The sequence below is a fragment of the Pseudomonas lutea genome (assembly GCF_000759445.1).
In the GTDB taxonomy this organism is placed as follows: Bacteria; Pseudomonadota; Gammaproteobacteria; order Pseudomonadales; family Pseudomonadaceae; genus Aquipseudomonas; species Aquipseudomonas lutea.
This window is the reverse complement of record NZ_JRMB01000002.1, coordinates 1,728,783-1,741,935: the sequence shown is the minus strand read 5'-3', so window position 1 is coordinate 1,741,935 and position 13,153 is coordinate 1,728,783. Positions and strand designations below refer to the sequence as shown.

Below are 13,153 nucleotides of genomic sequence, written 5' to 3'. Positions count from 1 at the left end.
GGAGCCTCTAGACTCCGCTTTCCGCCTGCTTTTGCCTTGTCTTGCCTTCGCTCGTGACGTTTTCACAGCGTCTGCTGACTCTAGGTAGTCTTCATTCGTTTAAAGGGAAACTCTGCGAAAACAACTTTGCTAAATGGTTTCGCACAATTTCCCTGAAGAGACCGGTTGAGTCGCGGTCGGCAAGTATATCGGTCGCATCGTCACGCGACGACCGCCGGGTGTGCAGAATGCCTTCGCCTCATTGCAATCCATGTGCATTTGCACGCAATTTGCTATCGTGCCGGACCGACCTGGCGCACTACGCCATTTTTGGCACGCAATTTTGATGCCCGATTAACTTTCGAGTCGAGAAATCGCGTGTGAAGCCGTTACCCACGGCGGTGTCACCGTTGATTTCCACCCAAAGAGAGCCTCAAAGAGAAGCCATTTTTATGTCCTCCGTGCCTTCAAGCGCCACGCAGCCTTCGCGCCCGCTGACCCGAAACGATTACAAGACTCTTTCCCTCTCCGCCTTGGGCGGAGCACTGGAATTCTACGATTTCATCATCTTCGTGTTTTTTGCGGCGGTGGTGGGCAAGTTGTTTTTCCCCGTAGACATGCCCGAATGGCTGCGTTTGATGCAAACGTTTGGCATTTTTGCCGCCGGTTATCTGGCTCGTCCGCTGGGCGGCATCGTCATGGCGCATTTTGGCGATCTGCTGGGTCGCAAAAAAATGTTCACCCTGAGCATCTTCCTGATGGCCGTGCCGACGCTGATCATGGGCCTGTTGCCAACCTACGCCCAGATCGGGATCTGGGCGCCGTTGTTGTTGTTGCTGATGCGCGTCATTCAAGGCGCTGCAATCGGTGGCGAAGTGCCTGGTGCGTGGGTATTCGTTTCCGAACACGTTCCCGCCCGTAACGTCGGTTACGCCTGCGGTACCCTCACGTCCGGTTTGACTGCCGGCATTCTGCTCGGCTCGCTGGTCGCCACGTGGATCAACAGCGTCTACACGCCGATTGAAGTTTCGGACTACGCATGGCGTATTCCCTTCCTGCTGGGCGGCGTGTTTGGTCTGATGTCGGTTTACCTGCGTCGCTGGCTGCACGAAACCCCTGTTTTCGCCGAGCTGCAGTTGCGCAAGCAACTGGCTGAGGAAGTTCCGCTCAAGGCGGTGCTGCGTGATCATCGCGGTGCCGTAGTGCTGTCGATGCTGCTGACCTGGCTGCTTTCCGCCGGCGTGGTGGTCGTCATTCTGATGACCCCGACCTTGTTGCAGAAGGCCTACGGTTTCGCGCCCGCCGAGACCCTGAAAGCCAACAGCCTCGCTATTGTTTTGCTGAGCCTGGGATGTATCGGGGCGGGCGCGCTGGCGGATCGAGTCGGCGCGGGGCTGGTGTTTCTGTTCGGCTCGCTCGGTCTGTTGGTCAGTTCCTGGACCTTCTATCACATGATCGGTACGCACCCGGATCTGCTTTATCCGCTGTACGCGATTACCGGTTTGTTCGTCGGTACCATCGGCGCGGTGCCCTTCGTGATGGTCAAGGCCTTCCCGCCAGTGGTTCGCTTCTCCGGGCTGTCGTTTTCGTACAACCTGGCGTACGCCATCTTTGGCGGGTTAACGCCAATGGTCGTCAGCATGATGTTTGCTGCCAACCCGATGGGACCGTCCTGGTATGTGGCCATTCTCTGCGCCATGGGCATGGCGATCGGTGTGTTCCTGATGAGAAGAAAACCGGTCGCGTCCTGATCGGCCACAGAACAGACTCTCCTGCTTCAACCAAAGGCCGCCAGTTGTAATGACTGCTGGCCTTTCATTTGTTTGTCATATTCCGGTCATACAGTGGTCACATGGCCATCATCGATGGCGGCCCCCTTTATCTCGTCAGGAGCGCGGAATGACTTTCAAATGGTGGATGACGGCACTGACGTTTGTCGCGGCGGGGCTCGCAGGGGGCACGGTATCTGCCGCCGTTGACCCGGCGATCAAGCCCTACGTCAAAACCAGTGGTGTTTCGGGAAACCTGTCCAGCGTGGGTTCCGACACGCTCGCCAACCTGATGACGATGTGGGCCGAAGCCTACAAGCGGGAATACCCGAGCGTTAACATCCAGATTCAGGCGGCCGGTTCATCAACAGCACCGCCTGCATTGACGGAAGGCACGGCGACGATGGGCCCGATGAGCCGCAGGATGAAAGACGGTGAATTGTCGGCATTCGAGCAGAAGCACGGCTACAAACCGACAGCGATTCCCGTGGCCGTCGATGCGCTGGCAGTGTTCGTTCACAAGGACAACCCGATCAAGGGCCTCACGCTGCAGCAGGTTGACGCAATGTTCTCGGCGACCCGTTTGTGCGGCGCCCGCAGTGACGCAAAGACCTGGGGCGACCTGGGGGTAACGGGAGATCTGGCCGGCAAGGCCATTCAACTGTTCGGACGTAACTCGGTTTCCGGCACGTATGGCTACTTCAAGGAAGAGGCGTTGTGCAAAGGCGACTTCAAGCCCAACGTTAACGAGCAGCCCGGCTCGGCTTCAGTGGTCAGCTCCATCAGCAGTTCGCTTAACGGCATAGGCTACTCGGGTATTGGTTATAAAACGTCCAGCGTGCGCTCCGTGCCTTTGGCGAGGAAAGAGGGCGGTGCTTTTGTCGAAGACAACGAAGCCAACGCGCTGAATGGTACCTACCCGCTGGCGCGCTTCCTGTACGTGTACGTCAACAAGGCGCCGAACAAGCCGTTGAATCCGCTCGAGGCGGAGTTCGTCAGATTGATCCTGTCAAAACAAGGTCAGGAAGTTGTCATGAAAGACGGGTACATTCCGTTACCAGCCAAGGTCGTCAGCAAAGCCTTGGCTGATCTGGGGCTACAAGAACGGTAGCGAGCACGCTGCCCAGACAACCCTGACGCGGGGTGACAGGTTCGTCCCGCAAGACACAAAAAGGCCTTATGGAACGAGGCTCGCAGAACACTGAACAGTCCGTTGCCCCGATTCAGGAGCGGCGGGCTTTTTTGCGTCACCTCGCTGTAATGTATTTGTCATACACAGCGACTACGGTGTGCGCATGAATGATTTGGCCAATTCATCAATGACCGAAAACCCCCGCCCCGGGCGCATAGATTTCAATACGCCCGAGTTGCAGCGCAAGCGCAGGATCCGTGCGCTCAAAGACCGCCTGACACGTTGGTACGTGTTAGTGGGCGGTCTTGCTGTGTTGGCTGCCATCACGTTGATCTTCTTCTACTTGGCCTATGTAGTCGCCCCACTGTTCCAGGGTGCGAAGCTGACGCGCACCGATTCGCAGACACCTGCCTGGCTACAGGATGCCGGCAAGCCCATGGTGCTGGCTATCGAAGAGCAGAATCAGGTCGCCATGCGCGTATCCGACAAGGGTGAGGCACTGTTTTTCAGCCTCAAGGACGGCGTCGAGATTTCCCGCGTGGTCTTGCCCATACCTGCCGGGGCGAAGGTGACGTCGGTGGCGCAGGATCAGCCCGGCAAGCCCTTGATAGCGGTTGGCCTGTCCAACGGCCAAGTGCTGGTGTTCAAGCACGCTTACCCGATCAGCTATCCCGACAGCAAAAAAACCATCACTCCCACGATTACCTATCCCTACGGCGAAACGCCGCTGGTGTTGGACGAAGCAGGGCGGGCGCTCGAGCACGTCAATCTGAATGCCAACGACACGACTCTGATTCTCGCCGGTGCAACCGGTACCCAGCTGCACGTGTTGTCCCTGAGCCAGTCCGAAAATCTGATGACGGGCGAAACCAGCCGCGAGCAAAGCCGCATCGACCTGCCGCAGCTGTCGGCGGAGGTCAAAGCCATCTATGTCGATCCGCGCCAGCAGTGGCTTTACGTGATCAACGGGCGCGCGCTGGTGGATGTGTTCGATCTGCGCGATCGCACGTTGAACGGCCGCTACAAGCTGCTGGAAGACGCCAACGCCGAAACCACCGCCAGCACGCAGCTGGTGGGTGGCGTCTCTTTGGTGATCGGCAGCTCGAGAGGCAATATCGCGCAGTGGTTTATGGCGCGGGACGTCGATGGCGAGATGCGCCTGCAGCACATTCGTGACTTCAAAATGAGCGGTGCGCCGATTTCCCAAATCACCAGCGAGCAACGCCGTAAAGGCTTCATCGCCATGGACACCTCCGGCAAGCTGGGCGTGTTCCACAGCACCGCCCACCGCACGCTGTTGATCGACCCGATTGCCAGCGGCCCGGCCGTAATGGGTTTGTCGCCGCGGGCTGATCACATCATCGTGGAGGACAACGGCAAGCTGCTGCCCTTGAAGCTTGATAACCCGCACCCGGAGATTTCCTGGAGTGCGCTGTGGGACAAGGTCTGGTACGAGAACTACGACGAGCCCAAATACGTCTGGCAATCCACCGCGTCCAACAGTGATTTCGAGCCCAAGCTAAGCCTTGCGCCGCTCACTTACGGCACCCTCAAAGCTGCGTTCTACGCCATGCTGCTGGCCGCACCCATCGCCGTCGCCGCAGCGATCTACACCGCGTACTTCATGGCGCCGCGCATGCGCCGCAAGGTCAAGCCGATCATCGAGCTGATGGAAGCGATGCCGACAGTAATTCTGGGTTTCTTCGCCGGGCTGTTTCTGGCGCCTTATCTGGAAGGGCACCTTCCCGGCATCTTCAGCCTGTTGATCTTTACCCCCGTTGGCATATTGCTGGCGGGGTTTGGCTGGACGCGCTTGCCCGAATCGATCCGCCTGCGCGTACCCGAAGGATGGGAAAGCGCCATTCTGATTCCGGTCATTCTGCTGATCGGCTGGGTCTCATTGAGCATGAGCCCCCATCTGGAGAGCTGGTGGTTTGGCGGCGACATGCGCTCTTGGATCACCAACGATCTGGGTATTACCTACGATCAGCGCAACGCATTGGTCGTGGGCCTGGCGATGGGGTTCGCGGTGATTCCCAACATCTACTCCATCGCCGAGGACGCCGTGTTCAGCGTGCCCCGCGGTCTGACACTCGGCTCCCTGGCCTTGGGTGCGACGGCGTGGCAGACGCTGATTCGCGTGGTCATCCTCACGGCCAGTCCGGGGATTTTTTCCGCACTGATGATTGGTATGGGCCGCGCCGTCGGCGAAACCATGATCGTGCTTATGGCCACCGGCAACACGCCGATCATGGACATGAACCTGTTCGAAGGCATGCGCACCCTGGCCGCCAACGTGGCAGTGGAAATGCCGGAGTCGGAGGTCGGCGGCAGTCATTATCGCGTGTTGTTTCTCGCCGCCCTGGTGCTGCTCATGTTCACATTCGTCATGAATACCTTGGCAGAGCTGATTCGTCAGCGCCTGCGCAAGAAGTATTCATCTCTCTAGGGCAGGTTGAAACCGATGAAGCAGACTGCCCTAAAGCGTTGGTTCAACAGCGGTGGCCCCGGCGTATGGCTAAGTGCGGGCGCAGTGTCGATCGCAGTCATCATGACCATCGGCTTGCTGGCAGTGATTGCCGTTCGCGGGCTTGGCCACTTCTGGCCTTCCGATGTCATTGCCGCTCAGTACGACGTGCCTGGGCAAGAAAGCCATGTATTGGTGGGTGAACTGGTGCAGTCCGAGCAAGTGCCCCGGGCGCGCCTCAAGGGGGCCGGGTTGCCTGTGCCGGACCAGGGCCCGGAGTTCATGACCCGTGATCTGTTCAAAATCGGGAACCGCGACATCAGCCCCGGCGATTTCAGTTGGGTCATCGGCGAATGGCTCAAGGATCAGCGCAAGCCTGCGCAGCTGATGACGCTGGAGCGCCGCGAGTGGGGCAACTTTTACGGCTACCTGGTCAATGTGAAGGAAGACGGCAACGTCATCGCGCAAGGGGAGGCGGCATGGCCGCAACTGCAGGCTCGGATCGAACGCGTGCAAGGCATTTCCGACCAGCTGGACCACTTGGAAAAAGGCGAAATCGGCGCCATCAATCACGGGATCGAACGTCTGCGTTTACGGGCGCGCAAGCTGGAGCTGGACGGCACGCTTGATGCGGCGGCGCAGGCTGATATGGCCTCAGAGCGCGCTGAATTCGACGCCCGCTACAAGGCGGTTGAATCGCAGTTGGCTGCCCTGCACGCCGATTTCAATCGCGACAGCCTGACGGCCCGTGACGGCAATGGCAAAGAGATCGAGATCGGTATCGGCAAAGTGGTGCATGCGTATCAACCCAACGCCATGGGCACGATGACCAAGCTGGGATTCTATTTCCAGAAGCTTTGGGAGTTTCTCAGCGACGACCCGCGCGAGGCGAATACGGAGGGAGGGATTTTCCCGGCGATCTTCGGCACGGTGATGATGACGCTGATCATGGCCGTGATCGTGACGCCCTTTGGCGTGCTCGCTGCTGTCTATTTGCGAGAGTACGCGCGTCAGGGCGTGATGACGCGCCTGATCAGAATCGCCGTGAATAACCTTGCAGGCGTTCCCGCCATCGTTTACGGCGTGTTTGGTCTGGGCTTCTTCGTTTATGTGCTGGGCGGCTCTCTCGACCGGCTGTTCTTTCCCGAAGCCCTTCCGGCGCCTACGTTCGGGACGCCGGGGCTGCTGTGGGCGTCGCTGACACTGGCGCTGCTCGCCGTGCCGGTGGTGATTGTGGCCACGGAAGAGGGCTTGGCGCGCATCCCGCTGACCCTGCGCGAGGGCTCCCTTGCACTGGGGGCGACCAAGGCCGAGACGCTCTGGAAAATCGTTCTGCCGATGGCCAGCCCGGCGATGATGACCGGCCTGATTCTGGCCGTGGCGCGAGCGGCGGGTGAAGTGGCACCGCTGATGCTGGTGGGTGTGGTCAAGATGGCGCCGTCGCTGCCGCTGGACGGCAATTACCCGTATCTGCACCTCGACCAGAAAATCATGCACCTGGGCTTCCATATTTACGACGTCGGTTTTCAAAGCCCCAACGTCGAGGCCGCGCGCCCACTGGTGTACGCCACGGCCCTGTTGCTGGTGTTGGTGATCGCGCTGCTGAACCTGTCGGCGGTGACGATTCGCAACCGCCTGCGCGACAAGTACAAGGCGTTTGAAGACTGAGTCAGCGACAAGCTACAAGCGGCAAGCTGAAAAGCCGCATACCGTATCAGCACCACACTTGCAGCTTGCGGCTCCAGGCTTGCAGCTACGATCGGAGTGAGACCATGCAACACGAACCCCACGCCCACGGCATCAACATGTCGGCCCTGGGTCGAAAGCGACAGGTGTTGGACCTGGCGAGTGAAGCCGTTGCGCTGGAGGTGCCGGGGCTGGATCTCTTCTATGGCGACAAGCAGGCGCTGTTCGACATCCGCATGAACATCCCGAAACAGCGCGTCACTTCATTCATCGGGCCGTCCGGGTGCGGTAAATCCACGTTGTTGCGTACCTTCAACCGTATGAATGATCTGGTGGATGGCTGTCGCGTCCAGGGGCAGATCAAGCTCTACGGCCACGACATTTACACCAAGGGTGAAGACGTCGCCGAGTTGCGTCGTCGGGTCGGGATGGTCTTTCAGAAGCCCAACCCGTTCCCCAAGACAATTTACGAGAACGTGGTTTACGGACTGCGTATTCAGGGTGTCAACAAGAAACGCGTGCTTGACGAAGCCGTCGAGTGGGCCTTGCGCGGCGCCGCGTTGTGGGACGAGGTCAAGGACCGCCTCCACGAGTCGGCGCTCGGACTTTCCGGCGGTCAGCAGCAGCGTCTGGTGATTGCCCGCACTATCGCCGTCGAACCTGAGGTGTTGCTGCTTGATGAGCCATGCTCCGCGCTCGACCCGATTTCGACGCTAAAAGTCGAAGAACTGATCTACGAACTGAAATCCAAATACACCATTGTGATCGTTACCCACAACATGCAGCAGGCGGCGCGCGTGTCGGATTACACCGCGTTTCTGTACATGGGCAAGGTGGTCGAATACGGGGACACGGATACGTTGTTCACCAATCCGACCAAGAAACAGACTGAAGACTACATAACCGGTCGTTACGGCTAGCACGTGTTTCGTCAGCCCTGAACCACCGCGCAATCAATCGGACGGACACTCATGATCAAAGACAGCCATACACATCACATCTCCCAGCAGTTCAACGCTGAACTGGAAGAAGTTCGCAGCCACCTGCTGGAAATGGGTGGTCTGGTCGAGAAGCAGGTCAACGACGCGGTCACTGCGTTGATTGAAGCCGATTCCGGCCTGGCCCAGCGGGTGCGAGAAGTGGACGACCGCATCAACCAGATGGAGCGCAACATCGATGAAGAATGCCTTCGCATTCTGGCCCGTCGACAGCCGGCAGCGTCCGATCTGCGATTGATCATCAGCATCTCCAAATCGGTCATCGACCTTGAACGCATCGGCGATGAGTCCACCAAGATCGCTCGTCGTGCGATCCAGCTCTGCGAAGAGGGCGAGTCCCCGCGTGGTTATGTCGAGGTGCGCCACATCAGCGACCAAGTCAGCAAGATGGTGCGCGATGCGCTGGACTCGTTCGCCCGTTTCGATGCCGATCTGGCATTGTCGGTTGCCCAATACGACAAGAACATTGATCGTGAGTACAAAACCGCGCTCCGCGAGCTGGTCACCTACATGATGGAAGACCCGCGTTCGATCTCTCGCGTGCTGAACGTGATTTGGGTGCTGCGCTCTCTGGAACGTATTGGCGACCACGCGCGCAACATCTCCGAGCTGGTGATCTATCTGGTGCGTGGCACCGACGTTCGTCACTTGGGGCTCAAGCGCATGCAGGAAGAAGTCAAAGGCCTGACCGCCGAAAGGATTAATGTTCTGGACGCCCCTGACGATAAATAAGATTGCCTGAGATAAAACGCCTGGCAACCGCCGGGCGTTTTTGTTTTTCCGGTCCGTCTTTTTTAAGTCACCCGCGAATAAAAGTCCCGGTGTCGTCAAACAGTTTGGCAGCTGGCTACCCGCCAGCGAATGCTCGCCACTTACGGTGAACACGCCATCAGGAGCGTCGATGAGTAAAGTCAGTGTATTGGTGGTGGATGACGCGCCGTTCATCCGCGATCTGGTCAAGAAAGGATTGCGCAACGCCTTCCCGGGAATTGCCCTGGAAGACGCAGTCAACGGACGCAAGGCGCAAGTCCTGCTGAGCCGTGAAGTGTTCGATCTGGTGTTGTGTGACTGGGAAATGCCCGAGATGTCCGGGCTCGAGTTGCTGACCTGGTGCCGTCAGCAGGAAAGCCTGAAGACCATGCCGTTCATCATGGTCACCAGCCGTGGCGATAAGGAGAACGTGATTCAGGCGATCCAGGCCGGCGTGTCGGACTTCATCGGCAAGCCTTTCACCAACGAGCAATTGCTGACCAAGGTCAAAAAAGCGTTGCACAAGGTCGGCAAACTGGACGCCCTGATGTCCAGCGGACCCGCACGGGTAAACGCGGCGTTCGCCAACGACTCGCTCAGTGCCTTGACGGGCAACCGCCCCGAAGTGGTCAGCCAGGCCCCGGGTCTATCGGCAGCACCACAGGCCGCCAAGCCTCTGATTCAGCCTGTGGCCAAAGCTGCCCCTTCTGCTGCGCCAACGGGTCGTGGCCAAGGGCAATTGCGCCTTCCCACTGGCAATCAGCCCTGCGTAATTAAAGCGCTGACGCTCAAGGAAGCTTCGCTGCTGGTCCGTCGTGGCGAGGTATTGCCGCAGATTCTGGACAGCGCCGTGCTCGACCTGGAGCAGGGCGACAACGCAGAAGTAGCGCGCCTCAACGGGTATCTGCACGCTATCGCTGCGTTTGAACAGAAGCCAGACAGCGAGTGGCTGCAGTTGACCTTCCGCTTCGTCGACCAGGACACGCAGAAGCTGGATTACCTCTCGCGACTGATCGCCCGTGGCACCGCGCAGAAGCACTTCGTCCCTGGCGCTTGAGGCAAGCAATGGCTTTGCTCGCGAAGACTTCGGAACAGCCGTCCAAACGTTCCTCGTCCGTCTTCGCGCGCAGCGCACTTGCAACGGTAGCGTCTTTGCTGCGCTACCGAGCAATAGCGCCATCTTTACGTCCGTCAGAACTGCCTGACGAACCGCACTCGCACTCAGCATAGAAATTGCACCTCACATCGCGCCCCGTGCTGACGCGATTTCCTTGACGCTTCGTCTATTACCGATTGATTCGGATGAGTCCTCTTGCGTCGTCATCGCTGTTAGGCTGGGCGCCATCCTTTCACTTACCAGGCCTGTCCAGATGTTAGAGCGCGTGCTGGTTGTCTGTGCCTTACTGCTGGCCACGCAGACCGCCGGGGCAGTGACTATCTATCGGTTTACCGACGCCAATGGAGTGGTCTCTTTCACCGATCAGCCCGTGCGCGGTGCCGAGGTCATGAAGCTGCGCGAACGCATGGTCGAGCGCATCGACAGCCAAGTGCGCCTCAGCGTCAAAAAAGCCAACGGCAGCGACAGCTTGTACGTACGAAACGATCTTTACGCGCCGGTGGAAGTCGAGCTGCGTCTGGCCGGTGTAAAGAACGTGGTTGGCGTTTCGGACCAAGTCATTCGCCGCACCATTGCAGCGCGCAGCAACGAACGTCTTATCGCTCTCAGCCCGCAAGTCGCCAGTAAGGCCATGGCTTATAAGCCCAGCTTGCGATCAATCGTGGGCGACCCTCAGCGCGGCGTTTCCGCAAGCGGCTTCGCGTATCGCTATCCGCTGCCTTGGGTAGGCGGCCCGTTTCGCATCAGTCAGGGCGCCAATGGCTCCTACAGCCATGTTGGCGCCAAAAGCCGATACGCTATAGACATCGCTATGCCTGAGGGCACGCAGATCATCGCCGCGCGTGGCGGTACGGTGATCAAGACCGAAAACGCCCAGTCCGGCCGAGGTGCTAACCCGTCAGGCAATTTTGTGCGCATCCTGCATGACGACGGCACCATGGGCGTTTATCTGCACCTGCAGCAGGGTTCGGTGAGCGTCAAGGAAGGTCAGCGTGTGGTCGTTGGTACGCCACTCGGGCGCTCTGGCAACACCGGCAACAGCACCGGCCCCCACCTGCACTTCGTGGTGCAACGCAATGTGGGGCTGGCGCTGGAGTCGATTCCGTACGAGTTCTCGCAACCGGTCCAGAGCTTGCCGAATTTCGCCATCGGCGGGAATTAAACCGCTGCCGGAGAAGCGCGACCTGTGTAGGAGCGCGCTTGCCTGCGAATGCGATCTACCTGCGCAATGAGTCTTGGCTGACCTACCGCGTTCGCCAGCAAGCCGGCTCCTACAGATTCGGGTTCGCCCGCAAACTAGCCGGTTCTGCTGGTTTAGCGGTTACAACAGCGGTCGTCGTCGGTTCGCCCGTAAACTAGCCGATACCGTTGGTTCGGCGTTTACGGCAGCAGTCGTAGTCATAAGGTGATTGCGTGGCAATCCACTCGTAGGAGCCGGCTTGCTGGCGAATGCATGTGTTCAGACGCTGCAAGGGTGAATGCCTGATCGGGTTCGCCAGCAAGCCGGCTCCTACAGAATCGGGTTCGCCCGCAAACTAGCCGGTGCCGCTGGTTTGGCGTTTACGACAGCGGTCGTCGCCGGGTTCGCCCGCAAGCTAACCGGTACCGTTGGATTGGTGGTTACGACAGCCGGCACTGCCGTAAGGTGATTGCGTGGCAATCCACTCGTAGGAGCCGGCTTGCTGGCGAATGCATGTGGTCAGACGCTGCAAGGGTGAATGCCTGATCGGGTTCGCCAGCAATCCGGCTCCTACGGAATCTGTACCAGCTTGACGCATCGCACCCCCGCGAATCGTGAAGTCCCAAGCCCAAGCCCAAGCCCAAGTCCCAAGCCCGAGCGTGGCTTGCCCGTGCTCTGGTGCACTGAGGCCGTTAAACGAGGAGCCGAAACCTGGCGTGCGGCCAGATCAATCCAGCTTCAACACCTTCGCCAGCACAATCTTGGGGCCCTTCATCTTTTTGATGATGATGCGCAGGCCTTCGACTTCCATGACTTCCTCTTCCTCGGGCACGCGCTTGAGGCTGTCGTAGATCAGGCCTGCGAGGGTTTCGGCTTCCACGTGGTCCAGGTCGATGCCCAGCAGGCGCTCGACCTTGAACAGCGGCGTGTCGCCGCGTACCAGCAGTTTGCCAGGCTGATACGCCAGAATCCCGCGCTCCGCCTTGCGGTGTTCGTCCTGAATATCGCCGACCAGCACCTCCAGCACGTCTTCCATCGTCAGATAGCCGATGATCTTGCCGTCAGCTTCTTCGACCAACGCAAAGTGCGCGCCGCCCTGACGAAACTGCTCCAGCAGGCGCGAAAGCGGCATGTGCTTGGACACGCGCTCCAGCGGCCGTGTGAGCTCGGCCAGGTTGAACGATTCGGGAATGTGATCCAGCGCAGCCAGCTCCAGCAGCAAATCCTTGATGTGCAGCAAACCCACAAACTCATTGCGGTCCGAGTCATACACCGGGTACCGGCTGAACTTGTGGCGGCGGAACATCGCCAGGATTTCCTTGAGCGGCGCGTTGAATTCCAGCGAGACCATGTCTTCACGGGAGTTGGCCCAATCCACCACTTCCAGCTCGCCCATTTCCACAGCGGAAGCCAGCACGCGCATGCCTTGATCGCTAGGGTCCTGACCGCGGCTTGAATGCAGGATCAGCTTGAGCTCTTCACGGCTGTAATGGTGCTCGTGATGCGGACCGGGCTCGCCCTGGCCTGCAATGCGCAGAATGCCGTTGGCACTGGCGTTGAGCAGGTAGATAGCCGGGTACATGGCCCAGTAGAAGAGATAGAGCGGCACTGCGGTCCACAGCGACAGCAACTCAGGCTTGCGAATGGCCCAGGATTTGGGCGCAAGCTCACCGACGACGATGTGCAGATAAGAAATCATGAAAAAGGCACTGAAAAACGATACGCCTTTGACGACCTCGGGCGATTCCACGCCTACGGTTTCAAGCAGGGGCGCGAGCAAATGCGCGAACGCCGGCTCGCCGACCCAGCCCAGTCCCAGCGACGCCAGGGTAATACCCAGCTGGCAGGCAGAGAGATAAGCGTCCAGCTGACTGTGAACCGTGCGCAATATGCGTCCGCGCCAACCGTTGTTGTCGGCGATCGACTCAACCCGGGTTGAGCGCAGTTTGACCATGGCGAACTCAGCCGCAACGAAGAATCCGTTGAGCAGAACCAACACCATTGCGAAAAGAATCATGCCGAAGTCGGCGAAGAGTGAAGCCAGGCTGATACCAGGGGAAGGGTCCATGATGGGG

9 protein-coding genes are annotated in these 13,153 nt (G+C 59.1%); 8 read left to right on the top strand and 1 reads right to left on the bottom strand.

From position 1 onward, the window contains the following. Positions 1 to 431: 431 nt before the first annotated feature. From LT42_RS19935 to LT42_RS19900, 8 genes are all read left to right on the top strand, one after another. On the top strand, positions 432 to 1,730 hold the full coding sequence (locus LT42_RS19935) for an MFS transporter (RefSeq protein WP_037016778.1): 1,299 nt from the start codon (positions 432 to 434) through the stop codon (positions 1,728 to 1,730). A 148-nt stretch (positions 1,731 to 1,878) separates the two neighbouring features. Then, positions 1,879 to 2,859 carry a phosphate ABC transporter substrate-binding protein PstS family protein gene (locus LT42_RS19930; RefSeq protein ID WP_037016775.1) on the top strand — a complete coding sequence of 327 codons (981 nt, stop codon included), beginning with the start codon at positions 1,879 to 1,881 and terminating at the stop codon, positions 2,857 to 2,859. 184 nt (positions 2,860 to 3,043) lie between these two features. Beyond that, positions 3,044 to 5,329 carry an ABC transporter permease subunit gene (locus LT42_RS19925; RefSeq protein WP_037016772.1) on the top strand — a complete coding sequence of 762 codons (2,286 nt, stop codon included), beginning with the start codon at positions 3,044 to 3,046 and terminating at the stop codon, positions 5,327 to 5,329. A 15-nt stretch (positions 5,330 to 5,344) separates the two neighbouring features. Further along, positions 5,345 to 7,015 (top strand): phosphate ABC transporter permease PstA, encoded by a 1,671-nt coding sequence (gene pstA / locus LT42_RS19920; protein WP_037016769.1) that lies wholly within the window; start codon positions 5,345 to 5,347, stop codon positions 7,013 to 7,015. Between the two features lie 104 nt (positions 7,016 to 7,119). Beyond that, positions 7,120 to 7,953 (top strand): phosphate ABC transporter ATP-binding protein PstB, encoded by an 834-nt coding sequence (pstB, locus tag LT42_RS19915; protein WP_037016767.1) that lies wholly within the window; start codon positions 7,120 to 7,122, stop codon positions 7,951 to 7,953. A 51-nt stretch (positions 7,954 to 8,004) separates the two neighbouring features. Further along, a complete protein-coding gene (phoU, locus tag LT42_RS19910; protein ID WP_037016764.1) occupies positions 8,005 to 8,763 on the top strand; it encodes a phosphate signaling complex protein PhoU in 759 nt (252 codons plus the stop codon). A gap of 169 nt (positions 8,764 to 8,932) precedes the next feature. Next, the gene (locus LT42_RS19905) at positions 8,933 to 9,838 is read left to right on the top strand and encodes a response regulator (protein ID WP_037016761.1); all 906 of its coding nucleotides are present in this window, start codon (positions 8,933 to 8,935) and stop codon (positions 9,836 to 9,838) included. Between the two features lie 313 nt (positions 9,839 to 10,151). Continuing rightward, on the top strand, positions 10,152 to 11,060 hold the full coding sequence (locus tag LT42_RS19900; RefSeq protein WP_037016759.1) for a peptidoglycan DD-metalloendopeptidase family protein: 909 nt from the start codon (positions 10,152 to 10,154) through the stop codon (positions 11,058 to 11,060). A gap of 745 nt (positions 11,061 to 11,805) precedes the next feature. On the opposite strand, the gene LT42_RS19895 is transcribed toward LT42_RS19900, so the two are convergent. Beyond that, positions 11,806 to 13,146, bottom strand: coding sequence for a hemolysin family protein (locus tag LT42_RS19895; RefSeq protein WP_037016756.1), 1,341 nt, complete (start codon positions 13,144 to 13,146; stop codon positions 11,806 to 11,808). Between the last annotated feature and the right edge of the window lie 7 nt (positions 13,147 to 13,153).